The sequence below is a fragment of the Nocardia africana NBRC 100379 genome, from assembly GCF_001612635.1.
Classification (GTDB): Bacteria; Actinomycetota; Actinomycetes; order Mycobacteriales; family Mycobacteriaceae; genus Nocardia; species Nocardia africana.
The window spans coordinates 172,813-199,802 of record NZ_BDAV01000014.1; the positions used below are offsets into that span (position 1 = coordinate 172,813).

Annotated in this window: 19 protein-coding genes; 8 read left to right on the forward strand and 11 right to left on the reverse strand. The window is 68.3% G+C overall.

The features are described 5' to 3' along the window. Nucleotides 1–41 precede the first annotated feature (41 nt). The 3 genes from NA3_RS25660 to NA3_RS25670 all read right to left on the reverse strand — a co-directional run bounded on the left by NA3_RS25660 (nucleotide 42) and on the right by NA3_RS25670 (nucleotide 3,537). Nucleotides 42–1,196, reverse strand: coding sequence for an FAD-dependent monooxygenase (locus tag NA3_RS25660; RefSeq protein WP_062966202.1), 1,155 nt, complete (start codon nucleotides 1,194–1,196; stop codon nucleotides 42–44). Between the two features lie 75 nt (nucleotides 1,197–1,271). Beyond that, nucleotides 1,272–2,117 carry a class I SAM-dependent methyltransferase gene (locus NA3_RS25665; RefSeq protein WP_218021897.1) on the reverse strand — a complete coding sequence of 282 codons (846 nt, stop codon included), beginning with the start codon at nucleotides 2,115–2,117 and terminating at the stop codon, nucleotides 1,272–1,274. A gap of 148 nt (nucleotides 2,118–2,265) precedes the next feature. After that, nucleotides 2,266–3,537 carry an adenosylmethionine--8-amino-7-oxononanoate transaminase gene (locus tag NA3_RS25670; protein WP_062966203.1) on the reverse strand — a complete coding sequence of 424 codons (1,272 nt, stop codon included), beginning with the start codon at nucleotides 3,535–3,537 and terminating at the stop codon, nucleotides 2,266–2,268. Nucleotides 3,538–3,694: 157 nt separating this feature from the next. Between NA3_RS25670 and NA3_RS25675 the strand changes: the two genes are divergently transcribed. The 3 genes from NA3_RS25675 (at nucleotide 3,695) to treY (ending at nucleotide 9,421) form a co-directional block, all read left to right on the forward strand. Beyond that, the gene (locus tag NA3_RS25675) at nucleotides 3,695–4,732 is read left to right on the forward strand and encodes a bifunctional helix-turn-helix transcriptional regulator/GNAT family N-acetyltransferase (protein ID WP_062966204.1); all 1,038 of its coding nucleotides are present in this window, start codon (nucleotides 3,695–3,697) and stop codon (nucleotides 4,730–4,732) included. Nucleotides 4,733–4,823: 91 nt separating this feature from the next. After that, complete coding sequence (gene glgX, locus NA3_RS25680) at nucleotides 4,824–6,998, forward strand: glycogen debranching protein GlgX (RefSeq protein ID WP_062966205.1); 2,175 nt, start codon at nucleotides 4,824–4,826, stop codon at nucleotides 6,996–6,998. Further along, complete coding sequence (gene treY / locus NA3_RS25685; protein WP_062966206.1) at nucleotides 6,995–9,421, forward strand: malto-oligosyltrehalose synthase; 2,427 nt, start codon at nucleotides 6,995–6,997, stop codon at nucleotides 9,419–9,421. The genes glgX and treY overlap by 4 nt, the downstream gene beginning before the upstream one ends. Before the next feature lie 18 nt (nucleotides 9,422–9,439). Here treY and NA3_RS36265 read toward each other — a convergent pair whose 3' ends face one another. Next, nucleotides 9,440–9,973, reverse strand: coding sequence for a transglycosylase SLT domain-containing protein (locus NA3_RS36265; RefSeq protein WP_128145171.1), 534 nt, complete (start codon nucleotides 9,971–9,973; stop codon nucleotides 9,440–9,442). A gap of 520 nt (nucleotides 9,974–10,493) precedes the next feature. Further along, complete coding sequence (locus NA3_RS25695; RefSeq protein WP_084491861.1) at nucleotides 10,494–11,837, reverse strand: T6SS phospholipase effector Tle1-like catalytic domain-containing protein; 1,344 nt, start codon at nucleotides 11,835–11,837, stop codon at nucleotides 10,494–10,496. Nucleotides 11,838–12,375: 538 nt separating this feature from the next. Here NA3_RS25695 and dnaE point away from each other — a divergent pair. Then, on the forward strand, nucleotides 12,376–15,921 hold the full coding sequence (gene dnaE, locus NA3_RS25700; RefSeq protein ID WP_062966207.1) for a DNA polymerase III subunit alpha: 3,546 nt from the start codon (nucleotides 12,376–12,378) through the stop codon (nucleotides 15,919–15,921). Nucleotides 15,922–15,969: 48 nt separating this feature from the next. On the opposite strand, the gene NA3_RS25705 is transcribed toward dnaE, so the two are convergent. After that, nucleotides 15,970–16,206, reverse strand: a complete 237-nt coding sequence (locus NA3_RS25705; protein WP_062966208.1) for a hypothetical protein — start codon at nucleotides 16,204–16,206, stop codon at nucleotides 15,970–15,972. Nucleotides 16,207–16,314: 108 nt separating this feature from the next. Between NA3_RS25705 and NA3_RS25710 the strand changes: the two genes are divergently transcribed. Both NA3_RS25710 and ilvA read left to right on the forward strand, forming a co-directional pair. Next, complete coding sequence (locus NA3_RS25710; RefSeq protein WP_062966357.1) at nucleotides 16,315–16,758, forward strand: nitroreductase family deazaflavin-dependent oxidoreductase; 444 nt, start codon at nucleotides 16,315–16,317, stop codon at nucleotides 16,756–16,758. Nucleotides 16,759–16,895: 137 nt separating this feature from the next. Then, on the forward strand, nucleotides 16,896–18,251 hold the full coding sequence (gene ilvA, locus NA3_RS25715) for a threonine ammonia-lyase IlvA (protein WP_062966209.1): 1,356 nt from the start codon (nucleotides 16,896–16,898) through the stop codon (nucleotides 18,249–18,251). A 63-nt stretch (nucleotides 18,252–18,314) separates the two neighbouring features. Here ilvA and NA3_RS25720 read toward each other — a convergent pair whose 3' ends face one another. Beyond that, the gene (locus NA3_RS25720) at nucleotides 18,315–19,616 is read right to left on the reverse strand and encodes a serine hydrolase domain-containing protein (RefSeq protein ID WP_308189534.1); all 1,302 of its coding nucleotides are present in this window, start codon (nucleotides 19,614–19,616) and stop codon (nucleotides 18,315–18,317) included. Nucleotides 19,617–19,755: 139 nt separating this feature from the next. Between NA3_RS25720 and NA3_RS25725 the strand changes: the two genes are divergently transcribed. Both NA3_RS25725 and NA3_RS25730 read left to right on the forward strand, forming a co-directional pair. Then, a complete protein-coding gene (locus NA3_RS25725; RefSeq protein ID WP_084491862.1) occupies nucleotides 19,756–21,225 on the forward strand; it encodes an alpha/beta hydrolase family protein in 1,470 nt (489 codons plus the stop codon). A 40-nt stretch (nucleotides 21,226–21,265) separates the two neighbouring features. Next, complete coding sequence (locus tag NA3_RS25730; protein WP_062966211.1) at nucleotides 21,266–21,883, forward strand: class I SAM-dependent methyltransferase; 618 nt, start codon at nucleotides 21,266–21,268, stop codon at nucleotides 21,881–21,883. 56 nt (nucleotides 21,884–21,939) lie between these two features. On the opposite strand, the gene NA3_RS25735 is transcribed toward NA3_RS25730, so the two are convergent. The 4 genes from NA3_RS25735 to NA3_RS25750 form a co-directional block, all read right to left on the reverse strand. Continuing rightward, nucleotides 21,940–22,353, reverse strand: coding sequence for a VOC family protein (locus NA3_RS25735; RefSeq protein WP_062966212.1), 414 nt, complete (start codon nucleotides 22,351–22,353; stop codon nucleotides 21,940–21,942). A gap of 79 nt (nucleotides 22,354–22,432) precedes the next feature. Next, nucleotides 22,433–23,362, reverse strand: a complete 930-nt coding sequence (gene rarD / locus NA3_RS25740; protein WP_062966359.1) for an EamA family transporter RarD — start codon at nucleotides 23,360–23,362, stop codon at nucleotides 22,433–22,435. Nucleotides 23,363–23,533: 171 nt separating this feature from the next. Further along, nucleotides 23,534–24,373 carry a PhzF family phenazine biosynthesis protein gene (locus NA3_RS25745; RefSeq protein ID WP_062966213.1) on the reverse strand — a complete coding sequence of 280 codons (840 nt, stop codon included), beginning with the start codon at nucleotides 24,371–24,373 and terminating at the stop codon, nucleotides 23,534–23,536. 93 nt (nucleotides 24,374–24,466) lie between these two features. Then, the gene (locus NA3_RS25750) at nucleotides 24,467–26,914 is read right to left on the reverse strand and encodes a cation-translocating P-type ATPase (protein WP_062966214.1); all 2,448 of its coding nucleotides are present in this window, start codon (nucleotides 26,912–26,914) and stop codon (nucleotides 24,467–24,469) included. Nucleotides 26,915–26,990 lie beyond the last annotated feature (76 nt).

Below are 26,990 nucleotides of genomic sequence, written 5' to 3' on the forward strand. Positions count from 1 at the left end.
AGGACGGTTGCGGCGGGGGCCGTCCACCGGACCCGCACAGGTCAGCGCGGCGGGGTCCAGTCGAGGGCACGATCGAAGGCGCGCAGCATGGCCCGGCCGGGCAGCAGCCGCAGCGCGGTGTCGCGAGCCCGGACGGCGGGCGGCCACGACATCTGCGCGACCCTTCCGATCCGCCGCGAGCGATGTGCGAGCGCGCGGGTGCGCGGGCGACGCAGCGCGTTGTAGGTGCGCAGCGCGTCGTCGACCCCGCGGTCGTCGAGCAGCGCGGCCAGGGTGGCCGCATCCTCGAGGGCGAGGTTGGCGCCCTGTCCCATATTCGGCGTCATCGCGTGCGCGGCGTCGCCGAGCAGCGCGACGGGACCGCGGACGAACGTCGGCAGATCGGGCAGATCGTAGATGTCGTGGCGCATCACCGATTCCGGCGATACCGCCGCCAGCAGCCGCGGAACCGGATCGGGCCACGCGCCGAAACGTCGCTGTACCTCCGCGAATTCGCCGTCGAGCCCGCGCTCACCTTCGGCGGCGTTCACCGCGCCGAACATGTACACCCGATGGTCGGCCAGCGGGACGATGCCGAAAATCTCACCACTGCCCCATATCTGGCCCCCCGCGCGGAGTTCGGGGCGCGGCGCGGTGACCATCCGCCACGCGGTGTATCCGGCGTAGCGGGGCGGCCGCGCTCGTGGGCAGACCACGGTCCGCACCACACTGCGCAAGCCGTCGGCGCCGATCACGAGATCCGCCGCCTCGGCTCCCCCGCTGTGCAGAACCCGCACCGCGTCCCCTGCGCTCCAACGGTTTTCGATGTCGACCCAGGTGACGGCGCGTCCCAGGCGCAGCCGGTCGTCGCCGAGCGCGGTGCGCAGGATGTCGAACAGGTCCGCGCGATGGACGGCCACCACCGGGCCGTACCGGTCGGCCAATTTCCCGGTGTCGGTGCGGGTCAGCCAGCGGCCGGAGCGGTCACGGATTCCGCCCTCGGTATCGGCCATCGCGCGCGAACGCACCTCCCCACCCATCCCGATCGCGTCCAGGGCACGTAACCCGTTGGGCCACAAGGTCAATCCCGACCCCACCTCGCCGATATCGGCGGCCCGCTCCCAGACCTCGACGTCGTGTCCGCCCCGATGCAGCGCGATCGCGGCGGCCATTCCGCCGATCCCCCCGCCGACGACGATCACTCGCAGTGCCCGCATTCCCTGCTCCTCGGCTCCTAGGCGTCGGCGTCCAGCCAAACACACCGCGCTCACCGACGCAGGCGGCGCCGGGGGTCACCCGCCGACGCGCGCATGGGCCAATCGGCACAGATCCACCGGTTGCAGCGCATCGGCCCGCTGCCACCAGTCCGCCGGCACGGCCGCGCGGTGGCTGATGTGCCCGACCGTGGCGAATCCGTACCGGCACAGGAGGTCGTCGAGGGTTTCCGGGGTGAAGGTACTCAGCCACGGTTCGCCCTGCGCGCTGGTGACGGGCTGCACGGATTCGGCGTAGGCGTGTCCGTTGCCGTCGCGCAGCGCCGGATCGAGCATGTACTCCATCACCAGTTCCGAACCCGGGGCCAGACCGGACAGAGCGGCCAGTGTCGTGCCGATCGCCTCGGCGGTGAGGTACATACTGACGCCGAGCCAGCCGATCAGTGCGGGACGGTCCCGGTCGAATCCGGCGTCGGCCAAGTGCCGCGATAGATCGTCGCGTTCGAAATCGACGGGCACGAAAATCACCTCGCCGACCGGCTGGATATCGTTGATGGCGAGGATTTCCTTTTTCCACCGCTGAGTGCCGGGATGGTCGACCTCGAATACCCGGACGCCTTCGGCCGCACCGCGATATCCGAAACTGTCGAGTCCCGCCCCGAGGATTACATATTGCGCCGCGGCGGATTCGGCGAGTCGCTGTTCGACCCAGTGACTGCGCACGGTCGCCTGCGCCCGGACCGCGGCGAGCAGCGGATGGTCGCCGTGGTGCAGGTGGTAGCCGATGAGCTCCTCCGCATGCGGGCCGAGCAGGGCGGAGGCCATGGTGTCGCGGAACAGATAGGGCTCGCTGTCGATCAGCAGGTGGGCCGCACGGGCCGCGGCCGCCATCATCGCCGTGCGACTGGGTTCGGTGCCGATCATCGAATTCCCTTTCACCGTCCGAAGGAGCCGGTGGAAATCACCGCGCGAATGCCGATGATAGACGGGAAATTTCGTGCTCACTGCCACCATATCACACGAAAATAAATTTCCGATATACGACACAGCGCGCACCGAAAGGGAATTCGGCTCAGCCGGCCGCGGCGGTGGCGACGACGCCGGCGGCGATGCGCGCGATATCGTCGGCGCTGCTGATGAACGGCGGCATGGTGTAGACGAGATTGCGGAACGGCCGCAGCCAGACACCGGCCTCGACGGCGGCGCGGGTCGCGGCGACCATATCGATCGAGTGGTCGAGTTCCACCACCCCGATCGCACCGAGCACACGCACATCCACTACGCGCGGATTGTCCTGCGCCGCAGCGAGTCCCGACCTCAGCCCGGACTCGATCGCGGCGACCTCGCCCGCCCAGTCGCGCGAGAGCAGCAGTTCCACCGAGGCGACCGCGACCGCACAGGCCAGCGGATTACCCATGAAGGTGGGCCCGTGCATGAGGCCGCCGTGGGCCGCGCTGACGGTTTCGGCGATGCGGGTGGTGCACAGGGCGGCGGCCAGGGTCATATATCCGCCGGTGATGGCCTTGCCCACGCACATCACATCGGGCGCCACTCCGGCGGCCTCGGCGGCGAAAAGCGTTCCGGTACGGCCGAATCCGGTGGCGATCTCGTCGAAGACCAGCAGCACGCCGTGCTCGTCGCACAGCCGGCGCAACTCGTTCAGATAGCGCGGATGGTGGAAGCGCATCCCGCCCGCGCCCTGCACGATCGGCTCGACGATCACCGCTGCGGTCTCGTGCGCGTGCGCGCCCAGCAGCCGGTCCAGCTCCGCGACATAGGCGGGATCGAAGCCGGCCGGCGGTACGGGCGCGAAGATCTGCTCGGCCAGCACATCGGTCCAGAGCGAGTGCATGCCGCCCTCGGGATCGCACACGCTCATCGGCGTGAAGGTGTCGCCGTGATACCCACCGCGCCAGGTGAACAGCCGCCGTTTCTCCGGCTGTCCGAGCGCCCGCCAGTACTGCAGGCACATCTTGGCGGCGACCTCGACCGACACCGAACCGGAATCGCAGAGGAACACCTTGTCCAGACCGTCGGGAGTCAGCTCCACGAGCAGCTGGGACAGCCGCACCGCCGGTTCGTGGGTGAGCCCGCCGAACATGACGTGACTCATCCGCTGCGACTGCTCGATCAGCGCGGCGTCCAGCACGGGGTGCCGGTAGCCGTGGACCGCCGCCCACCACGAACTCATCCCGTCGACCAGTTCGCGGCCGTCGGCGAGGGTCAGGCGGGTGCCCGCGGCGGAGGCGACCACCAGCGGTTCGGTGCTCGCGGGAAAGCCACCGTAGGGATGCCAGACGTGGGCGGCGTCGAGGGCGGTGATCTGGTCGGCTGTCAGGGCCACGCGGATCCCTTCACGAGACGGTCTTGAACGCCGTTCAAGTTATCACCGCGGCGAATCGGGTGAGCGCGGGGACCATACCCGGGAAACTTCGTTCCATCGCGCGGAGAGATCGCCCGCGATATCTTTGACTCAGTCAAAGAACTGCGAAGGGAGGGCCGTGACGACCCCCGCACTCGACCACGACGATGTCGGCGCCGTGCGCGCGTTCAACCGCCGCTACACCCGGTTGATCGGCGTCCTCGAGGAACACCTGCTCGACAGCGACTTCTCGCTCACCGAGGCACGAATTCTGTTCGAACTCGCACACTCCGGACCGCTGGGCGCCCGCACGCTGCGCACCGAACTGGGCCTGGACCCCGGCTATCTGAGCCGGATCCTCGCCCGCTTCGAGAGCGCCGGGCTGGTGCGCCGGCAGCGATCCGACTCCGACGCCCGCCGGCAACTCGTCCAGCTCACCGAGGCGGGGCGGGTCGCGGCCGACGACCTCGACCGCCGCTCCGCACACGACATCGCCGCACTGCTGGCCGGGCACAGTGCGGCGGACCGGCATCGGCTGCGCACCGCGATGCGCACGATCGAAGAGCTGCTCGACCCGGCCCCGGCGGCGGGCCGCCCGAGCATCCCGGCGGCGGGCCGCCCGAGCATCCCGGCGGCGGGCCGCCCGAGCATCCCGGCGGCGGGACGCCCAGACACATCCGCGGCGGGCAACGCGCACGAGGTCCGCCTCCGATCTCCGCGCCCGGGCGACTACGGCTGGATCATCCAGCGCAATGCGGTGCTCTACGCCGCCGAATACGGCTGGAACACCGACTACGAGGCGCTGGTCGCCACGATCGTGGCCGACTTCCTGGCAGGCCACGACCCGGACACCGAGCGGGCGTGGATCGCCGAGACCGGCGGCGCCGCGGCCGGTGCGGTGTTCTGCGTGCGCGAGGACGACACCACCGCCCGGCTGCGGCTGCTGCTCGTGGAACCGTCGGCGCGCGGGCTCGGCGTCGGCACCGCACTGGTCGAGCAATGCCTGCGATTCGCGACCGAGGCCGGATATCGGGACATGGTGCTGTGGACCAACGATGTACTCACCGCGGCACGGCGGATCTACCAGCGCGCCGGATTCGAGCTCGTCGATTCCCGGCCGCACCACAGTTTCGGCGCCGACCTCGTCGGCCAGACCTGGCGGCGCAGCCTGCGGTAACCGCGGCCCATCGATAGCTACCGGATTACCGGCCGCGCACGACCCGGCCCACCCGCACCGGTGGCTCCGGCGCGACGGTTACTGTCGGTATATGGTTCGGCCCGATACATCCGGTGAGATGACGCCTCTCGGCGTCTGGCCGGGTGCCGCCTATCCGCTGGGCGCGACCTACGACGGCGCCGGCACCAACTTCTCGGTGTTCTCCGAAGTTGCCGAACAGGTCGAGCTGTGCCTGATCGATCGCGCGGGCGGTGAGCACCGCATCCCGCTCGACGAGGTCGACGGTTACGTCTGGCACGCGTATCTGCCCACCGTCGCACCCGGGCAGCGCTACGGCTTCCGCGTGCACGGCCCCTACGAGCCCTCCCGCGGTTTGCGCTGCGACAGCAGCAAACTACTGCTCGATCCCTACGGCAAGGCTTTCGCGGGCACGTTCGCCGCCGACGCCACCTTGCACACCTTCGGCGCGGATACGCTGGGGCACACCATGACCGGCGTGGTGGTGAACCCGTACTTCGACTGGGCCGGCGACCGCGCACCGCGGCGGCCCTATCACGAAACCGTCATCTACGAAGCTCACGTCAAGGGTCTGACGATGACGCATCCGGCGATTCCGCAGCGGCTGCGCGGCACCTACGCGGGTATCGCGCATCCGGCGATCATCGACCATCTGCTGTCCCTCGGTGTCACAGCGATCGAACTGATGCCGGTTCATCAGTTCCTGCACGACCGGATCCTGCTCGACCGTGGGCTGCGAAACTACTGGGGGTACAACAGTTTCGGCTATCTGGCACCACACCACGAGTACGCGGCCGATCCGCGGGCCGGGGCCGCGGTCACCGAGTTCAAGGCCATGGTCCGCGCACTGCACAGCGCCGGCATCGAGGTGATCCTCGACGTGGTCTACAACCACACCGGCGAGGGCAATCACCTCGGGCCGACGATCGGGCTGCGCGGGATCGACAACGCGGCGTATTACCGCCTGGCCGAGGACGATCCGGCGCACTACATGGACTACACCGGCACCGGCAACAGCCTCAACGTGCGCCATCCGCACACCCTGCAGCTGATCATGGATTCGCTGCGGTACTGGATCCTGGATATGCACGTCGACGGCTTCCGCTTCGACCTGGCGGCCACGCTGGCGCGCGAATTACACGATGTGGACCGGCTTTCCACCTTCTTCGATCTGGTGCAGCAGGACCCGGTGGTCAGCCAGGTCAAACTTATCGCCGAACCATGGGATGTCGGCGAGGGTGGCTACCAGGTCGGGAACTTTCCCGGACTGTGGACCGAGTGGAACGGCAAGTACCGCGATACCGTGCGCGACTACTGGCGCGGGCGACCGGCGACCCTGGGCGAATTCGCCTCGCGGTTCACCGGCAGTTCCGATCTGTACGAGGCGACCGGCCGCCGCCCGGGCGCGAGCATCAACTTCGTCACCGCCCACGACGGCTTCACGCTACGAGATCTGGTGTCCTACAACGACAAACACAATCACGCCAACGGCGAGGACAACCGCGACGGCGAGAACGACAACCGGTCCTGGAACTGCGGGATCGAAGGTCCCACCGACGATCCGGAGGTCTGTGCCCTGCGGGATCGCCAGAGCCGCAACATGATCGCCACCCTCGCATTGTCACAGGGCACCCCGATGTTGCTGCACGGCGACGAGATCGGGCGCACCCAGGCGGGCAACAACAACGCGTACTGCCAGGATTCGCCACTGTCCTGGATGGATTGGGGCGCCGCGCAGAAATACGCCGACCTGCTGACGTTCACCCGCGCCGCCTTCGCGCTGCGCCACGCCCATCCGGTGTTCCGGCGCCGGCGCTTCTTCGACGGACGTCCCGGCACCCTCGCCGACGAGCGCCCCGGCACCGTATCCGACGAGCGCCCCGGCGCACACGCCGGCGATATCGCGTGGTTCACCCCCGGCGGCACGGAGATGACCACCGCCGACTGGAACACCGGCTTCGCCCGCTCGCTGGCGGTGTTCCTCAACGGCGAGGCGATCGCCGAACCGGGCCCGCGCGGGGAACGCGTGCGCGATGATTCCTTCCTGCTGTGTTTCAATGCCCACGACGCACCCCTCGAATTCGCCGTACCCGGACCGGAATTCGGCGCGCATTGGACGGTGGCGCTGGATTGCTCGACACCCACCGGGCGCTCGGATGCCACCTACCCCGCAGCGGCCACGGTCGCCGTACCCGCTCGCTGCCTGCTCGTTCTCCGCCGTACCGATTCCACACCGATATCGAGATGACAGACACCCCTTCGCCTGAACACCGCACCGGCCCGATCGCCCGCCGGACCCCCGTGCGCAGCACGTACCGGCTACAGCTGCGCCCGGACGCCCTGACCTTCACCGATGCCCGCGCGATCGCCGAATACCTGCAGCAGCTGGGTATTTCGCATCTGTACCTGTCCCCGGTGATGACCGCGGTGCCGGGATCCGCGCACGGCTACGACGTCACCGATCCGACCACCGTGTCGGCGGCACTGGGCGGGCCGGGCGGGCTGAAGGCGCTCGCCGACGAGGTCCGCGGCCGGGGCATGGGCCTGATCGTCGATCTGGTGCCCAATCACGTCGGCGTCGGCGATCCGCAGCGCAACCCGTGGTGGTGGGATGTGCTGCGCAACGGCAAGAATTCGAAGTTCGCGCATTTCTTCGACATCGACTGGAGCCCGGGCAACGGCGCGGGCGGGCGGCTCGCGCTGCCGGTGTTGCACAGCGAGAACGATCCGGCCGCGCTCACCGTCGACCGCTCGGGCCCCGAACCCGTACTGGCCCTGCGCGATCTGCGTTTCCCGATCGCTCCCGGCACCGACGGCGAGAACGCGCTGCGCATCCACGACCGCCAGCACTATCGCCTCGTCAGCTGGAAGGCCGGGATCTGCAGCTACCGGCGATTCCTGGCGGTCTCGGAGCTGGCGGCGATCCGGCAGGAGGAGCCGGCGGTCTTCGACCTGACCCATCGCGAACTGGCCGCCTGGTGCGAACATGATCTCATCGACGGGGTGCGCGTCGACCATCCCGACGGGTTGGCCTATCCGGCCGCCTATCTGGCGAAACTGCGCCGGCTGATCGGCCCGCAGCGGCTGCTGCTGGTGGAGAAGGTGCTCGCCCGCCACGAACCGCTCGACGCCACCCTGCCCGTCGACGGCACCACCGGCTACGAAGCACTCGCGGAGGTCGGCGGCATCTTCGTCGATCCGGCAGGGGAGAACGCGCTCACCGAGCTGTCGCGGCGGATGGCGGGACACGGCAGCGATGCCGCCTGGATGGCCGATACCGAACACCGCATCAAACGCGCGGTGGCCGAACGCCTGCTCGTGCCCGAGGTCCGGCGACTGGTCGGCGCGGTCAAGCGCGACGCCGCGGTGAACGGATTCGATTCGGCCGCGATCAGCGATATGGCGCTCACCAACGCCACCATCGAGGTGCTGTCGCATATGCCGGTGTACCGCACCGACTACGCACCCCTGTCCGGCGTGCTCAGCACGGTGGTGGCCGAGGTTCAGCAGCGCAACCGGGAGCTGACCGCCCCGCTGTCGGTGCTGGTGCGGGCGCTGGCCGCCGGCGGAGAAGCGGCGCGGCGGATGCATCAGGTCGGCGGCGCGGTCGCGGCCAAGGCGGTCGACGACACCATGTTCTATCAGGCCGCGCGGCTGGTGTCGCTGCAGGAGATGGGCGGTGACCCGGGCCGGTTCGGCCGTTCGGTGCTGGAATTCCATCTCGCCAATGCCGAACGCGCGGTGCGCTGCCCGGCCACCATGACGACGCTGTCGACCCACGACACCAAGCGCGGCGAGGATGTGCGCGCCCGCATCACGGTGCTGTCGCAGGTGGCCGACAGCTGGGCCAAGGCGGTGGGCGCGTGGCTGGAACTCGCGCCCGCGCCGGACGGGCCGACCGCGAACTTCCTGCTGCAGAACATGTTCGGCGTGTGGCCGGTCGACGGGCGCCGCCCCGCCACGGTGCCGCGGTTTCGCGAACGCCTGCACCTGTTCGCCGAGAAGGCGGTGCGCGAGGCCGGTCTGCGTTCCTCGTGGGAGGAACCCGACGTCGACTTCGAGGCGGAGGTGCACCGCTGGCTCGACACCGTGATCGACGGGCCGGTCGGCGCCGAACTCGGTGAACTGGCGACCCGGCTCGCGCCGCACGCGTGGTCGGATTCGCTGGGGCAGAAGCTGCTTCAGCTGTGCGGGCCCGGCATCCCCGATGTGTATCAGGGCTGCGAGCTGTGGGAGGACTCGCTGGTCGACCCGGACAACCGGCGGCCGGTCGATTTCGGGCATCGCCTGGCGATGCTGCAATCACTTACGGGCACACCGGAATTGGAGAATTCCGGCGCGGCGAAGATGTGGATCGTCGCCTACGCCCTGTGGTTGCGGCGGGAGCGGCCGGACTGCTTCGTCGGCGGTTCCTACACCCCGCTGTTCGGCAGCGGTGACCGCAGCGAACACCTGGTGGGATACGCGCGCGGCCGCAGCGGCGAGGCGCCGCAGGTGATCGTGGCCGCGACCCGCTACAGCGTGGCCCTGGCCGAGGGCGGGTGGGCCGATACCGTCCTCGACCTGCCCTCGGGCACCTGGACCGACCGCCTCACCGGCCATACCTTCACCGGCCGCACCCGGCTGGAGAAGCTGTTCGCCCGCCTGCCGGTGGCGCTGCTGGTGCGCTGAGGCCGGTTCGAGACCGGATCAGTACGCCGAGAACACGCTGTCGATCGAGCCGTAGCGGTGCGCGGCGTAGTTGCAGGCGGCGGCGATGTTGGCGACCGGGTCGTAGATGTCGCCCGAGGTACCGTCGACGTGGTAGGCGGCGAAGGTGGGATCGATGACCTGCATCAGCCCCTTGGACGGAATGCCGGCCGCGGCGTTGGAGTCGTAGAGGTTGATGGCACGCGGGTTGCCGCCCGACTCGCGCATGACGTTGCGGTAGATGCCGTCGTAGCTGCCCGGAATGCCGTGCTGCCCCATCACGAAGAGTGCGTGCTTGATCCAGCCGTCGAGGTTGTCGGCATACGTCTGCGGGACCACCTGCTGCAGCGGCTGCGGCACGTTCTGCAGGAATTGCTGAGCCTGATCCTGCTGCGGCTGCGGCAATCCCTGAACCCACTGCTGGGCACTCTGCTGCAGTTGCGGCGGCACAGCGGGAGCGTCGGCGTGGGCCGCGACGGGCACGGTGACGACGGCGGCGAGGACGGCGAGGGGTAACAGTCTTCTGATCTGCATGGCGATACGAACTCCGGATACGTCGAACGGTGGTGGGACCAACGCGACGATCCAGAACAAAAGCCCGCTCGCCGCAGTGAAAACAGACCGTTGGTCTGCTTCTTGGCGAGTCACAGAATGATTGCGGCAAGTTAACGTAAACATAACGTCGAATGAACAGCAGGTGTTATTACGCTGAGAAAAATCAGCTGGACCTGCGGTGATGTGTGCGACCGATCACAGGGCCGGTTTATCTCGATCAGGTCACGCGCCATCCGCATATGCGGAACTCGAATCGCCGCGCGCGGCTAAGCCACTGAGACACAAGCGAACCCGGGCGCACACCGGACGCGCCGGGGACAGGTTCAGCGAAGGGGGCCGCACGGCAGCCGACGGCTCGACACGACAAGCGATGCGCCGCCAGATGTGCGCCGATCGCCCCGGCGGCCGCCGAGAACTGGGGCATTTCCGGCGGCACCAGCGGCAGGTCGGCAGGGCATAGCGCGGCGAACGCGCGGCGAACGCCGGAGGTGCGGCGGCGTCAGGCGGCCGTGCCGGCGACCGGAGGTTGCGGGCCGTCGGTAACGACCTGATCACCGCCGGTCGCCGACAGCGCGCCATCGGTCACGGCCTGATCGCCGCCGGTCCGCGGCAGCCCGTCGGTCACGGGCTGATCGCCGACGGTCCGCGGCAGCCCGTCGGTCCCGGGCTGATCGGCGCCGCTGCTCCGGTCGCTCTCACCGACCGGCAGGGTGGGCAGTGGTCCTGCCAGTTCCTCGGCCCAGCGGACGACGTTCGGTGGGCGGTAGGTCGCGCACGGCGCGGCGCAGTCGGCGAGGTAGACCCGCCGATCACCGGGGGCGGACAGACGGCGCCAGGAATCGGCATAGAAGCGGGGGTTGCGCGGATGCAGCGCCCAGCCCACGCGATTGAGGACGCGGTAGAAGACGGTGAGCGAATCGTGCGGCTGCGGAGGCGAATCCGGCGCGGCGACCGCCGAATCCGGTGTGGCCGCCGATTGCACGGGGGTACGGCGGTTCAGGAGTTGTTCGATGCGCTCGTCGTCGAAGCTCAATCCCGCGGTGCGAGCCTGCTCCACCATCCACCGCAGCGTGATGTCGGAGAGCCGGCTGTCGGCGTAGCCACCGCCGATATCGGTGTGCACGCCCTCGAACCAGACCTGCCGCACCCGGTCGGCGCCGCTCGGACCGCCCTCGGGGTCGTCGGTGATCTCCCACAGGCACGGTGCGTACATTCGGCGGCGCTCGTCGATCGCCAGCGCCTGCCGCGCGTATCGCACATTGCGCGACAGCCGCACATCGTGGAAGCGGTAGCGCCACGAGGTGAGCAACGGCACCCCGAGCGCGCCGACGGTGTCGAAGACGCCGAGGAAGGTGATCGGCACCGGGTAGATGCAATGGCGCTCACGAAATTCGATCCACTCCGGCCGATCCGGGCCGTCGGGATCCACTTTGCGCTGACGGTAGATCTTCAGCGCCTCGGGATACGCGCGCTCGACCATCGCGTCGGCGGTGAGCAGCCCGAGCCGGTTGACCATCCCGACCAGGCTGCGGGCGGTATAGGCCCCCCGACTGAAGCCGAAGACGTAGATCTCGTCCCCCGGCTCCCAGTTCAGGGCGAGCTGCCAGTACATCGTGGACAGATTGGCGTCGAGTCCGAGCCCGAACGCGCCGCCGAGCAGCTTATCGGCCAGATAGCCGCGAGAGCCGGGGCCGTCGACATAGAAAACCCGTTGTCCCACATGGTCGCCCGCGTCGGTGACGGCGCTCGACCGCACCGACTCGGCGATCTTCACGACATTGGAGACCGTCGGATTGCTCTCCGATCCCCACGTGCCGTCACAGCACACAACCAAACGCTTCATACCGGCAATCCTCCCGCCCCGTACCGTGTCGCTCGCGAGTAGCGAACTACTCGAATTATCGCGCCCGGCGGGTGATTACGTTAATGCTCGCGCGCATCGGAGGGCGGGAGGGCGAGTAGTGGAGTCCGCCGCTCGCGACTACCTGCGGCGGCGTGCGACGACGAAGAAACGGCGACGCTCGCAACGGTGACGGCGGAGAAAATGATGACGGCCGACCGCCCTCGTCTCGGTCGACCGTCATCGGCGAGACGGGGAGCGGCACCGTGACCGCCGACCGCCGTGACGCACCGATCTGCCCTTGTGGACCGTTCGTCTCTCGCAGCCGGGTTATCGGTGCCGGGCCCGCGCGGCGTTACCGGTGCCACTCGTATCCGGTCCGGCTATCGCCCGCGGCCGTGGTCGCGGCGGTGAGGTTCGCCACGGCGATGCGGGACGTGCCCGGCGATTCCGGAAGACTCGCCCGACACGCCGAGCCGCGAATTGCACGCATGTAGTTCCCCGGCGTCGGCTGTCGGTCCCGTCGACTAGGATTCCTCGCGTGGCCGACTCGGGATTCGTACATCTGCACAATCACACCGAGTACTCGATGCTCGATGGCGCCGCCAAGATCACGCCGCTGTTCAAGGAGGCGGAGCGGCTCGGGATGACCGCGGTCGGGATGACCGACCACGGCAATATGTACGGCGCCTCGGAGTTCTACAACTCGGCCAAGAAGCAGGGCATCAAGCCGATCATCGGCATCGAGGCCTACATCGCCCCCGAGTCCCGGTTCAACACCAAGCGCGTGCAGTGGGGTGACCCGAGCCAGAAGAGCGACGACGTCTCCGGTTCCGGCGCCTACACCCACATGACGATGGTCGCCGAGAACGCGACCGGTCTGCGCAACCTGTTCAAGCTGTCGAGTCTGGCCTCGATCGAGGGCCAGCTCGGCAAGTGGGCGCGAATGGACGCCGAGATCATCGCCCAGTACGCCGAGGGGATCATCGCCACCACCGGCTGCCCGTCGGGCGAGGTGCAGACCCGGCTGCGACTGGGTCACGAGCGCGAGGCGCTGGAGGCCGCGGCCAAGTGGCAGGAGATCTTCGGCAAGGACAACTTCTTCCTCGAGCTCATGGACCACGGGCTGTCCATCGAGCGTCGGGTGCGCGAGGGCCTGATCGATATCGGGAAGAAGCTGGGCATTCCGCCGCTCGCCACCAACGACTGCCACTACGTGCACGAATCCGACGCCACGAATCACGAAGCGCTGCTGTGCATTCAGACCGGTAAGACGCTCTCGGACCCGACCCGCTTCAAATTCGACGGCAGCGGCTACTACCTGAAGTCGGCCGCGGAGATGCGTGAGATCTGGGACGGCGAGGTCCCCGGCGCCTGCGACAACACCGTGCTGATCGGCGAGCGTGTGCAGTCCTACGAGGATGTGTGGGCCCACCGCGACCGGATGCCGAAATTCCCGGTGCCCGAGGGCGAGACCGAGGCCTCGTGGCTGCGCAAGGAGGTCGCGCGCGGCCTGGAGTACCGCTTCCCCGACGGTGTCCCGCAGAAGTATCTCGATCAGGCCGAATACGAGATCGACGTGATCCTGAAGATGGGCTTCCCGGCCTACTTCCTCGTCGTCGGTGACCTGATCAACCATGCCCGCGAGGTCGGGATCCGGGTCGGGCCCGGCCGTGGTTCGGCCGCGGGTTCGCTGGTCGCCTACGCGCTGAAGATCACCAATATCGACCCGCTGCCGCACGGTCTGCTGTTCGAGCGATTCCTCAATCCCGAGCGCGTCTCGATGCCCGATATCGATATCGACTTCGACGATCGCCGCCGCGGTGAGATGGTCCGCTACGCCACCGAGAAGTGGGGTAGCGACCGGGTCGCTCAGGTCATCACCTTCGGCACCATCAAAACGAAAGCGGCGCTGAAGGATTCGGCACGCGTCCTGTTCGGCCAGCCCGGCTTCGCGATCGCCGATCAGATCACCAAGGCGCTGCCGCCGCCGATCATGGCCAAGGACATCTCGGTGTCGGGAATCACCGACCCCGAGCACGAGCGGTACAAAGAGGCCGCCGAGGTCCGCACCCTCATCGAGTCCAATCCCGATATCGCCAAGATCTACGACACGGCGAAGGGTCTGGAAGGCCTGATCCGCAACGCCGGCGTACACGCCTGCGCGGTGATCATGTCCTCCGAGCCGCTGACCGACGCCATCCCGGTGTGGAAGCGAGCCCAGGACGGCGCCATCATCACCGGCTGGGACTATCCGTCGTGTGAGGCCATCGGCCTGCTGAAGATGGACTTCCTCGGCCTGCGCAACCTCACCGTGCTCGGTGATGCGATCGACAACGCCAAGGCCAACCGCGGCGTCGACGTCGATCTGGACGCGCTGCCGCTGGACGATCCGAAGACGTTCGAACTGCTCGCCCGCGGTGACACGCTGGGTGTGTTCCAGCTCGACGGTGGGCCCATGCGCGATCTGCTGCGACGCATGCAGCCCACCGCCTTCGAGGACATCGTGGCCGTCGGCGCGCTCTATCGCCCCGGCCCGATGGGCATGAACGCGCACAACGACTACGCCGACCGCAAGAACGGGCGCCAAGAGGTCAAGCCGATCCATCCCGAGCTCGAGGAGCCGCTGAAGGACATCCTCGGCGAAACCTACGGTCTGATCGTCTACCAAGAGCAGATCATGCACGTCGCGCAGAAAGTGGCCGGGTACTCGCTCGGACGAGCAGACATCCTGCGCCGCGCGATGGGTAAGAAGAAGGCCGAGGTGCTGGCCGCGGAGTTCGAGGGCTTCGAGGCGGGCATGTTGGAGAACGGTTACTCCAAGGCCGCGATCAAGGCGCTGTGGGACACCATCCTCCCGTTCGCCGGTTACGCGTTCAACAAATCGCATGCCGCCGCCTACGGCCTGGTCTCCTACTGGACCGCGTACTTCAAGGCGAACTATCCGGCCGAATACATGGCCGCCCTGCTCACCAGCGTCGGCGACGACAAGGACAAGGCCGCTGTCTACCTGTCGGACTGCCGCCGCCTCGGCATCACGGTGCTGCCGCCCGATGTCAACGAGTCCGAACAGAACTTCGCGCCGGTCGGCACCGACATCCGTTTCGGCCTGGGCGCGGTGCGCAATGTCGGCACCAACGTGGTGTCCTCGATCATCGCCGCCCGCACCGAGAAGTCGAAGTTCACCGACTTCTCGGACTACCTGAACAAGATCGACACCATCGCCTGCACCAAGAAGGTCACCGAATCCCTCATCAAGGCAGGCGCTTTCGACTCCCTCGGCCATCCGCGCAAGGGCCTGCTGCTGGTGCATTCCGATGCCATCGACGCGGTGATGGCCACCAAGAAGGCCGAGGCGATCGGGCAGTTCGACCTGTTCGGCGGGCTCGACGACGCCGATGATTCGATCTCCTCGGTCTTCGATGTCAAGGTGCCCGACGAGGAGTGGGAGGCCAAGCACAAGCTGGCCCTGGAGCGAGAGATGCTGGGACTCTACGTCTCCGGCCATCCGCTCAACGGAGTGGAGCATGTGCTCGCCGCCCAGGCGGATACGCCGATCCCGGCCATTCTGCAGGGTGATGTCAAGGACGGCGCCCAGGTGACCATCGGCGGCATCCTCGCCTCGGTGACCAGGCGCGTCAACAAGAACGGAATGCCCTGGGCCTCGGCGCAATTGGAGGACCTCACCGGTGGTATCGAGGTGCTGTTCTTCCCGCAGGCCTATTCGGTGTACGGGATGGATATCACCGAGGACGCCGTCGTGCTGGTGAAGGCGCGGGTCTCGGTGCGCGACGACCGGATCTCGCTGATCGCCAACGATCTGGTGGTGCCGGATCTGTCGTCGATCGGTATGGAGAAGCCACTGTCGGTGACGATCCCGACCCGGCTGTGCACCCCCGACAAGGTGAGCGCGCTCAAGCGGGTCCTGTCCAGCCACCCCGGCACCGCCGATGTGCACATCCGCCACGTCGGATCCCGCGAGAAGACCACGATGCTCAAGGTCGCCGACAACCTGCGGGTCTCGCCGTCCTCGGCACTGATGGGCGATCTGAAGGCACTGCTCGGCCCGGGCTGCCTGGCGAGCTGAGGTCGGTGCGCCGCGCACCGAGACCCGGGGACGCCACAGAGGCGGGGGTCAGTCGGTGTGGTACCGGTGATCCGCCGCGACTCCGGCGACCCAGCGCAGTGCCGCGAACCCGGCGGCGACCAGTACGGCGAGCTGTGCCGACCCGGTGATCAGGCCCAGAATCAGCGCGAGCAGCACACCCAGCGCGAGGGCCTCGACTTTGTACACCGGCCACGGCACACCAGCGAGCCGCACCGTATGCGTGGCACGGCGGACCGGGCGAACGATGGGGCTGACCGCTGTCATGTTGACAGGGTACACGTATCCGGAATTTCGGTCCACCGAACATTTGCGGCGATCCGGTCACGACAGCCGCGGGGAACACATCCGCGGCCGCCGATTGTTATGCGGGTCATGCCACTCACCGGAGAATACGCACCCAGCCCGTCCGATTGGTCCCGCGAGCAGGCCGAGAAGTACGAGGCCTCCAACGGGACCGAAGCCAACACCCTGCTCGACCGCGGAATTCCGATCGTCCTGGTCACCAGTGTCGGCGCCAAGACCGGCAAGCTGCGCAAGACCCCGCTCATGCGGGTCGAGCACAACGGCGAGTACGCGGCGGTGGCCTCACTCGGCGGCGCCCCGAAGCACCCCGTCTGGTACTACAACCTCAAGGCCAACCCGACGGTCGAACTGCGCGACGGCGACGTGGTGAAGGACTACACCGCACGCGAGGTGACCGGCGAGGAGAAGGCCGTCTGGTGGAAGCGCGCGGTCGAGGCCTACCCGGACTACGCCGAGTATCAGAAGAAGACGACCCGCGAGATCCCGGTGTTCGTCCTGACCCCGAAGTCCTGATTCACCCCGACACCGGTCCACGATGATCACGGTTGCGACGCCCGGCCCGCGGTCCGGGCGTCGCCGGTTTCCGGGAATACCGGACCGCTGGGGAAACTGCCGCGCGGAGGACTTGGCGCGCCCGATAGCATGTTCGGGTGTCTGAACCGCTGGATGTCGTAGAGAAAGTATCCGCTCCGCTGCCCGAACTGAGCGCGGACGAGATCGACGCGGCCGCCAAGCGAATTTCCGACATCGTCGAGCCGACACCGCTACAGCGAATCGAGCGGTTGTCGGCGGCCACCGGCGCGAACGTCTACCTCAAGCGTGAGGACCTCACCGCGGTCCGCTCCTACAAGCTGCGCGGCGCCTACAACCTGATCGTGCAGCTCGACGCCACCGAGCGCGCCGCCGGAGTCGTCACCGCCAGCGCCGGCAATCACGCCCAGGGCGTGGCCTTCGCCTGCCGTGCGATGGGAATCCAGGGCCGCATCTACGTGCCGACCACCACGCCCAAGCAGAAGCGCGATCGCATTCGCGCCCACGGCGGCGACTTCGTGGAATTGATCGCCGTCGGCGACACCTTCGACGCGGCGGCCTCGGCTGCCGCCGACGACGTCGCCCGCACCGGGGCCACCATGGTCCCGCCGTTCGACGACGCCCGCACCGCGGCCGGGCAGGGCACCGTGGCGGTGGAGATTCTCGAGCAGCTGCCCAGTGCCCCCGATCTGGTGATCATCCCGGTCGGCGGCGGCGGATGCCTGGCCGGCATCGGCACCTATCTGCGCGACCGCTCGCCGGCCACCGCCATCCTGGGCGTCGAGCCGGCGGGTGCGGCCTCGATGACGGCCGCGCTCATCGCGGGCGGTCCGGTCACGCTGCCGAAGATCGATCCGTTCGTCGACGGCGCGGCCGTACGTCGGGTGGGCGACCTGCCCTACGCGACGGTCGCGACCTTCGGGGGTCGCGTGGTGTCGCATGCGTCGCTGCCGCTGCTCATCGGCACCGAATCCCCCAGGGGCGCCGGGTCTTTCCGCATGATGCAGGTCGACGAGGGCGCCATCTGCACCGCCATGCTCGAGCTGTACCAGAACGAGGGTGTGATCGCCGAACCGGCGGGTGCGCTGGCGGTGGCGGCGCTGACCGAGATCGATATCGAGCCGGGGTCGACGGTGGTGTGCCTGCTGTCGGGCGGCAACAACGACATCTCGCGCTACGGCGAGATCATCGAACGGTCGCTGGTGCACCGAGGCCTCAAACACTATTTCCTGGTGAACTTCCCACAGGAGCCCGGTGCGCTGCGCCGGTTCCTCGACGAGGTGCTCGGCCCCGACGACGACATCACCCTCTTCGAGTACGTCAAGCGCAACAACCGGGAGACCGGGGCCGCGCTGGTCGGCATCGAACTGGGCGCGCCGTCCGGACTGGCGGCACTGCTGGCACGCATGGACGACTCGCCGATCCAATGCCAGCAGCTGGATCCCGACTCCCCCACCTACCAGTACCTCACCTGATCCACGACTGCCCTGCGTCGCAAAAGTTTTGCGGCGCAGGGCAGTTCGGCGTCCAGTGTCGGTTCAGGCCGCGCGTCGCTGCGACGAACGGCGGCCGTCACGCATCGCCCGCGCGCCCCGGACCACCAGAGGCAGCACCCAGGCCGCGGCCAGCTGATCCCACACGAACGACTGCGGTGTGAATCGGTTGTGCACGAAGCCGACGGACAGACCAAGCCGCGGTTCGGCCCAGCCGAAGGACCCGGCCAGACCGATATGGCCGAATCCGGAGGAGGCCCCCGGGATCGGGAACGTGTGATAGCCCAGATGCCACATCATCGGGAAGTAGAACAGGGCGTGATCGAGCCGGCGGGTCTGCACGCGCCGGATATGACGCATGGTCTGCGCCGACAGGTACCGGCGACCGGCGATCATGCCGTCGTCGGCGAGCACGCCGTAGACCGATGCCAAGGCGCCCGCGGTGAACACGCCGTTACCGGCGGGCATTTCGGTCGCCAGGATGGACGGTTCGTCACCGTCGAAGAGGGCGTGCAGCCCCGGCAGGAACAGGGCGCGGGTCGCGGCGCCCGCCGGCCCCGGGAAACGCCCGGCCTGCCCGAGGAGCAGGGCGCCCAGGGCAGTGCCGGCCACGGCCAGCCGGGAGCCGGCGAGCGCGGCGACGGTGGTGGTCGAGTCGGGGCCCGGGTGCCCGAGATGCAGACCGTCGATGCCCAGCGGCTCGGAGATCTCGGTGCGGAACAGCTCGCGCATACTCGTGCCGGTGACCGCGCGTGCCAGTCCCGCCAGCAGCCATCCGTAGGTGAGGGCGTGGTAGGCCGGCACCCCCAGCAACCGGTCCGGCGCGGCGGCGGCCAGGCGGTGTTCCATGAGTTCGTGGTCGAGCACCTCGTCCAGCCCGCCGGCGACACCCGGCAGTGAGGACAGTCCGGCGCGGTGAGTGAGCAACTGCGCCACCGTGATTCGCGATTTTCCCGCCGCGCCGAATTCCGGCCAGTATTCGGCCACCGGGGCCGCGTAGTCGATCAGGCCGCGGTCGGCCAGACGATGGATCACGGTGGAGGCGATGCCCTTGGTCGCGGAGAACGCGACGCTACCCGTCTCACGGGTCCACGGTGTGGTGAGGTCGGAGTAGCCGGTCCAGACATCGACCACCGGCTCACCGTGCCGAAGCACGGTCAGACCGCCTCCGGCTCCGGCACGGCCCCCGACAATGCGTGCGAAGTTACGCACCAAGGGTTCGAACTCGACCGCGGCCGAGCCACGCACACCTGCGGGCAGAGCCGCAGAACCTGCGGGTAAAGCGTCGTTGCTCACATACCCTACGGTACGGGCGTACCGTTGTGCGGGCAACGACGTTGTCCGCACGGTGACACCCCCGAGACCGGTTCGAGGCGGACCGCACACGACCCCCGCCCGGTCTGTGATCTCCGGGGCCGCGCGCCCGCCCGATGCCGTGACCTGCCAAAACACCTCTGCATCCGCCGCGGTGTGTCATCGTTGAGACATGCGATCGTTGCGGTCAACGAGGTCCGAATTGCCGGAAACCCGCGGCGGGGCGGGGACACCGCCGAGATCGCGGCGGCGCGGCGAACTGATCGCGGTCGTCGCCACGCTGCTCGCCGTGGCGCTGGTGGGGGCCTGCTCGAGTTCCGACAAGGTGACCGCGACACCGCGCCCGGCACCCGTCATCGGCGACTGGAACGGCGTGCTGCCGCTGCCGAATCAGCAGCTGCCGATCGGGGTGACCTTCACCGAAGACGGTGGCAGCGTGACGGTTCCGGCGCAGGCCATCTTCGATCTGCCGCTCGAACAGGTAAATACCACCCCGGATGCGATCGCCTTCACGATCCCCGGATTGCCGGGCGATCCGCATTTCAACGGCCGCTACGACCGCCGCGCCGATACGGTCACCGGGACCTTCACCCAGTCCGGTCACGACCTGGCACTGACCATGCACCGTGGGAAAGTGCCGGCTCCGCTGCGCCCGCAGGAGCCGCGCCCGCCGTACCCGTACCTGTCCGAGGACGTGACCTATCGCAGCGACGGCATCGCCATCGCCGGGACGCTCACCCGGCCGCGCGGGGCGGGACCGTTTCCGGCGGTCGTCCTGGTGACCGGCAGCGGGCCGCAGGACCGCAACGAGGAGATCGCCGGGCACAAACCGTTCCTGCTGCTCGCCGATACGCTCACCCGCGCCGGATACGCCGTCCTGCGCACCGACGACCGAGGCGTGGGCGGCACCGGCGGGCAACTCGACACCTGCAGCTACACCGACCTGACCGACGACATCATGGCCGGGCTGGGCTATCTACGCAGCCGTCCCGACATCGACGGCAACCACATCGGCCTGCTCGGCCACAGCGAGGGCGGCTATCTCGCCCCGCTGGCCGCCACCCGCCCCGACAGCCGGCTCGCCTTCGTGATCATGATGGCCGGACCCGCCGTGCCCGGCTCGGAGGTACTGCTCGCGCAGAACCAGCTGCTGCTGCACAGCGAGCACGCCGACGCCGACGCCATCCGCAAGCAGGTCGGCTACATCACCACCCTGACCACGTTGATCCGCACCGGCGACGACGAGCAGATCCGCCGCTTCGCCACCGAACACAACGACTCGCTACCGCCGGAGCAGCGGCAGTCGCAATCGGCGCTCGATCAGCTGACCACGCCGTACTTCCAGGCCCTGGTCGATTACGACCCCGCGCCGGCCCTGCAGGCACTGCGCATTCCGGTGCTGGCCTTCTACGGAACCAAGGACATGCAGGTTCCGGCCGCCCAGAGCGCGCCGGCCGCGCGGGCCGATCTGGCGGGTAACCCGAATGCCGACGTCCACGTCTTCGACGGACTCAACCATCTGATGCAGCCCGCCGATACCGGCAGCCCGAAGGAATATCCGACCATCGAGACGACGATCGCGCCCGAGGTGCTGAGCTACATCACCACATGGCTCGGCAAATACGTCACCCCGGTGCCCTGACGGGTAGCGGTGCGCCGCGATGCCTTGACACAGTGTGGGGGTGGGAATCTACAGCGAGCGGGTGTTGCCGCGGTTGGTCGATCGGGTGTGTGGAGTGGCGGCCAACGACCGGTTGCGGCGCCGGGTGTGTGCCGGGTTGCGCGGCCGGGTGGTGGAGATCGGCTTCGGCTCGGGTCGCAACGTGCCGTTCTATCCTGCCGGGGTGAGTCGCGTCAGTGCCGTGGAACCGGCGGATCTGGGGTGGCGGCTGGCGGCGAAACGGGTCGCGGGTTCGCCGGTGCCGGTGGAGCGGGCCGGGCTGGACGGACAGTCGTTGCCCTTCGCGGACAACAGTTTCGACAGCGCGTTGTCGACGTGGACGCTGTGCACCATTCCGGATATCGCCGTCGCGCTGCGGGAGGTGCGACGAGTTCTGGTGCCCGGCGCCACCTTCCATTTCGTCGAGCACGGTCTGGCGCCGGATGCGAACGTGCGCAGCTGGCAGCATCGGCTCGATCCGATCCAGCAGGTGATCGCTGGTGGCTGCCACCTGAACCGCGATATCCGCGGATTATTGGACGAGGCCGGATTCGAGATCACCGAGCTGGATCGGTTCTACGATTCCGCGGCGCCGAAGACGTTCGCCGCACTGTCGCTCGGTATCGCCGTCTCGCCCTGACAATTCGAAATCGGAAAAGACCGGCGGCCGAAGCGAATTCGGCCGCCGGTCGCGCACTACCGCTGTTCGCCGGTCGCCACGGGCCAGCCGCCGTACGGCACGGTCAGCAACTCCATGTAGTGACCGCTGGGGTCGAGGAAATAGATTCCGCGACCGCCGTCGTTGTGGTTGATCTCGCCTTCCCGGCGCTGCTGCGGATCGGCCCAGAACGTCAGGCCGCGATCCCGGATCTTCGCGTAGGCCGCGTCGAATTCGGGTTCGGAAACCAGCAGGGCGTAATGCTGCGGCTGAATCTCGGTGATATGCGGCGGGACCGGAGCGAAATCGAAGGTGACGCCGTTGTGCACGGTGACCGGAATGAACGGCCCCCACGGCTTTCCCACACTCAATCCCAGAATATCGGCCCAGAACTGCGCCGATTCCCGATTGTCACGACAGCCGACAATGGTGTGATCGAACTGGATGGACAGGATTTCTCCTCAGATAGTGGCGATCCCGACCCCGGACCGGTACTCGTCGGCCTACGGGAGCATCGCCACGAATCCGACATTAACCCACCGCGTCCCGTCGTGCCCAGCGCCGGGATCGGTGCAGCGCGTCGGCGGTGAACACCGCCAGAGCCGTCCAGATCAGCCCGAATCCGATCCAGCGCGAGGCGGGCATCGGCTCGTGCCCCACCAGCACACCCCACGCCAATTGCAGTGCGGGAGTGAGATATTGCAGAATTCCCATGGTCGACAGCGGCACCCGCGACGCGGCGAAGGCGAACAGCAGCAGCGGAATCAGCGTCACCGGGCCGGTGGCGACCAGCAAGGCGGTGTGGCCCGCGCCGTGCCCGAACTCGGCGTCTCCGCGCATGCTCAGCGCGATGACGACCGCCAGCGCGAACGGCGCGGACACCACGCCCTCGGCGGCGACGCTGCGCATCGGGTCGAGCCGGATCACCTTCTTCACCAGACCGTAGGTGGCGAAGGAACAGGCCAGCACGAGCGCGATCACCGGCGGCTTGCCGTAGTCGACGGTCAGCACCACCACCGCGGCGCCACCGAGCCCCAGCGCCACCCACTGCGGCCACACCAGCCGCTCCCGGAACAGCACCACGCCGAACAGGACGGTGACCAGCGGGTTGATGAAATAGCCGAGCGCGCATTCCACCACGTGCCCCGACGTCACGCCGTAGACGTAGGTCCCCCAGTTGAGGGAGATCGCCGCCGCGGCCACCGCCGCCAACCGCCAGGTCCGGCCGTCGATCGCCCCCAGTTCGCGCAATCGCCCGGCCGCCAGCAGCAACGCCAGCACCACGACCAGCGTCCACAGAATCCGCTGCGCCAGGATTTCGATCGGCCCCGCGAAGTCGAGCAATCCGAAGAAGGCGGGAAACATTCCCCAGATCAGATACGCCCCCGCGCCGACCGCGACGCCGCCACCGGTGAGCGACCGCCCGAGCCGCCGTCGCACCGGGCCACCCGCGCCGGACATCTCCTCCGTACCGCTCACCGATCCACGCACCCGCACGAGCGGCACGCTACTTCCGTCCGGCAGCATCTGTCGAGCGGGTTTCGGACAGCGCTCCCGTCGACCGTACGGATCGCCGGCGCGCGGGGCCGATCCGGGCCGTGAGCGTCGGCGGACTCGCCCGTCCTCGTCTCCTCAGTGCGGAAGGGTCAGAGTCTGCTCGTGCGGCAGACGGACCACCCCGTCGAGGTAGCGATGGCAGCGGCCGGTCAGCAGCACCCGGGAGCCGTTGACCGTGCAGCGCAGGCGGCCGGTGCGGGCCGAGAGCTGGCGGGCCGACAATTCGCGTCGGCCGAGTTCGCGGGCCCACAGCGGTGCCAGCTGGGCGTGCGCGGAGCCGGTGACCGGATCCTCGTCGACGCCGACGCCGGGGGCGAAGAAGCGGGAGACGAAATCGCAGCGGTCGCCGGGCGCGGTGAGGATCACGCCGCGGCGCAGCGCCGGGAACGCGGCGAAGGTGGGGCGAGCCTGGCGTACTTCGGCCTCGGTGGCGACCACGACCATCTCGTCCTGGCCGGTCAGCACGCGCACCGGCCGCACTCCGAGCGCCGCGATCAGATCCGGATCCGGGACGGTGTCCACCGACTCGACCAGCGGCAGGTCGAGCTCGAGCTCCGCGCCGTCGCGTTCCACGCCGAGCCAGCCGCTGCGGGTGAAGAAGTGCAGCCGGTCGGCGGTGGGATGCATATCGTCGAAGATCTGCGCCGCGGTGGCGAGGGTGGCGTGCCCGCACAGATCGACCTCGGTGGCCGGAGTGAACCAGCGCAGCCAGAACGCCGGGCCGTCTCCGGGCGGCAACCCGGCCTCCACCGGGAGTGCCGAGATATAGAAGGCCGTTTCGGAGAGCCGGTTCTCCTCGGCCAGCCGCTGCAGCAGTTCGTCGGGCAACCAGCCGAGCAGCGGCATGACCGCCGCCGGATTACCCGTGAAGGGCGCATCCGCGAACGCATCGATCTGATGCAGCAGGACCTCCATACTGCCGAAGGTACCCGCGTTGCGAATCGATGCGCGGCACAAGAACCTTCACGGCGCGCCATACCATGCGACCAGTTGACGCGCCGGCGCGGCTCAGGCCTTGCGCCCCAGCGGCTTCCGGCCCGGCGAATCCGGGAACAGGTGCCGCTGTTCACCGGCCACCACCGCGGTGATCCACCACGCCACCTCCACCAGCACGATGCCGACCGCGCCGCAGGCGAACGCGACCCCGGTCAGCTCGGCGTTCGACGGGTCGAGTTTGAAGAAGTGGCGGGTGAACGGCACCGTGAACAGGATCAGATAGCCCGCGACCGAACCGGCGATGAGCAGGATCTTCCACCAGTTCCACGGCCGCGCCACGATCGCCAGCACCCACACCGCGATCACCAGCAGCGTGATCAGCGCCGTCGTGCCGATCTGCACCTCGCGCGCCTCGGTCGGCAGGCTCTGGTCCGCGCTCCAATAGGCGATCAGGTAGGCGATGAAGGTCATCACGCCGATCACCGTGCCGGAGGGGATCGCCAGCCGCAGCACCCGCGGCACGAAACCCGTTCGCGCCCTTTCGTTGTTGGGCGCCAGCGACAGGATGAAGGCCGGAATGCCGATGGTGAACCAGGCGGCGATGGTGACGTGCCGCGGCAGGAACGGATACGACAACGGGGCGTAGTCGAAGATCTGCGATCCGATGCCCGCCACCCCGACGAGGAAGGCCAGCAGGACCGAATACACGGTCTTGGTGAGGAACAGATTCGAGACGCGCTCGATATTGCCGATCACCCGCCGGCCCTCCCCCACCACGTACGGCAGGGTGGCGAAACGGTTGTCCAGCAACACGATCTGCGCGACCGCGCGGGTGGCCGGACTGCCCGACCCCATCGCGACACCGATATCGGCGTCCTTGAGCGCCAGGACGTCGTTGACGCCGTCGCCGGTCATCGCCACGGTGTGCCCGCGCGACTGCAACGCGCCCACCATCGCACGCTTCTGATCCGGGCGGACCCGACCGAAGGTGGTTTCGCGGTCCAGCACATCGGCCAATTCGGCCTGGGCGGTGGGCAACCGGCGCGCGTCGACGGCATGCTCACCGCCGGGCAGGCCGAGCGAGGAGGCCACCGCGCCCACCGACACCGCGTTGTCGCCGGAGATCACCTTGATCGAGACATCCTGTCCGGCAAAGTAATCCAGCGTTTCGCGCGCGTCCGGGCGGACCTTCTGTTCCAGCACGACCAGCGCCTGCGGCGTCACCGTGCCCGGCGCGTCCGGGTCGTCGACGGGCCGATCCGAGGAGGCCAGCAGCAGCACCCGCAGCCCCTGCGCGCCGATGTCCTGCGCGGTGGCGGCGATGCCGGAATCCGGGTCGAGGAGCACATCCGGCGCTCCGAGCAGCCAGTTCCCGTGCTCGCCGTAGGAGATGCCGCTCCACTTCTTGGCCGAGCTGAACGGCGCGACCGCGGTCGACGCCCAGTCCGGATCATCGGTCATGGCCTCGGCGATGGCGAGGACGCTGGCATTGGGACGCGGATCGTCGTGAGCGAGCGCGCCCAGCACCGAGCGCAACCGCTGTTCCGGCACATCGCCGACGACACGCAGTTCCGACAACCGCATCCCGTTCTCGGTGAGGGTGCCGGTCTTGTCCGCGCACACCACGTCGACCCGGGCCAGGCCCTCGATCGCGGGCAGCTCCTGGACCAGGCATTTGCGCTGGCCGAGCCGCACCACACCGACCGCGAACGCGATCGAGGTCATCAGCACCAGGCCCTCCGGCACCATCGGCACCAACGCGGCGACCATGCCGTTCAGCGCGTGCTGCCAGCTCTGGTGACTGGAGAACAGCTGGTTGTAGATCGTGACCAGACCCGCCGGAATCAGCAGGTAGGTGATGACCTTCAGGATGGTGTCGATACCGCTGCGCAGCTCCGAATCGACCAGCGTGAACTTCGATGCCTCGTGGGCCAGCTGCGCGGCATACGCGTCCTTTCCGACCTTGGTGGCTCGGTAGGCGCCCGATCCGGCGACCACGTAACTGCCGGACATCACCTTCGCGCCGACCGACTTGTCGATCGGATCGGCCTCACCGGTGAGCAGCGATTCGTCGACCTCGAGCAGTTCGCATTCGACGACCTCGCCGTCGACCACGATCTGGTCACCGGGCCCCAGCTCGATCAGATCGTCGAGCACCACATCCTTCGGGCCGATCTCGGCGGCGGCGCCGTCGCGGCGCACCATCGGTTTGGCCTGGCCGACGATGGCGAGTTTGTCCAGGGTCCGCTTGGCGCGCAGCTCCTGCACGATGCCGACCACGCTGTTGGCCACGATCAGCAGGCCGAACATGCCGTCGATGATCGATCCGGTGGCCAGGACCAGCACGAACAGGACGCCGAGGATGGCGTTGATCCGGGTGAACACATTGGCCCGGACGATGTCGGCAACCGATCGGCTCGCCCGATCCGGCATATCGTTGGTCTGCCCGTCACGAACGCGCTGTGCGACCTCTGCCGCGGTCAGGCCGGGTGCGCGCGCTTGCTGCTCGGTGATCGACATGTCCGACAGCCTAGAGCGTTTCCGGCGAATCGGACGGCACCCGGGCCCGGGCCCACGGGCGGGCAATCGTCCGGCA

Coding starts and splice junctions, on each gene's coding strand:
- NA3_RS25660 (WP_062966202.1), bottom strand. CDS start 1,196: ATGCGGGCACTGCGAGTGATCGTCGTCGGCGGGGGGATCGGCGGAATG.
- NA3_RS25665 (WP_218021897.1), bottom strand. CDS start 2,117: ATGATCGGCACCGAACCCAGTCGCACGGCGATGATGGCGGCCGCGGCC.
- glgX (WP_062966205.1), top strand. CDS start 4,824: ATGGTTCGGCCCGATACATCCGGTGAGATGACGCCTCTCGGCGTCTGG.
- treY (WP_062966206.1), top strand. CDS start 6,995: ATGACAGACACCCCTTCGCCTGAACACCGCACCGGCCCGATCGCCCGC.
- NA3_RS36265 (WP_128145171.1), bottom strand. CDS start 9,973: ATGCAGATCAGAAGACTGTTACCCCTCGCCGTCCTCGCCGCCGTCGTC.
- NA3_RS25695 (WP_084491861.1), bottom strand. CDS start 11,837: ATGAAGCGTTTGGTTGTGTGCTGTGACGGCACGTGGGGATCGGAGAGC.
- NA3_RS25705 (WP_062966208.1), bottom strand. CDS start 16,206: ATGACAGCGGTCAGCCCCATCGTTCGCCCGGTCCGCCGTGCCACGCAT.
- NA3_RS25710 (WP_062966357.1), top strand. CDS start 16,315: ATGCCACTCACCGGAGAATACGCACCCAGCCCGTCCGATTGGTCCCGC.
- NA3_RS25725 (WP_084491862.1), top strand. CDS start 19,756: ATGCGATCGTTGCGGTCAACGAGGTCCGAATTGCCGGAAACCCGCGGC.
- rarD (WP_062966359.1), bottom strand. CDS start 23,362: ATGTCCGGCGCGGGTGGCCCGGTGCGACGGCGGCTCGGGCGGTCGCTC.
- NA3_RS25745 (WP_062966213.1), bottom strand. CDS start 24,373: ATGGAGGTCCTGCTGCATCAGATCGATGCGTTCGCGGATGCGCCCTTC.
- NA3_RS25750 (WP_062966214.1), bottom strand. CDS start 26,914: ATGTCGATCACCGAGCAGCAAGCGCGCGCACCCGGCCTGACCGCGGCA.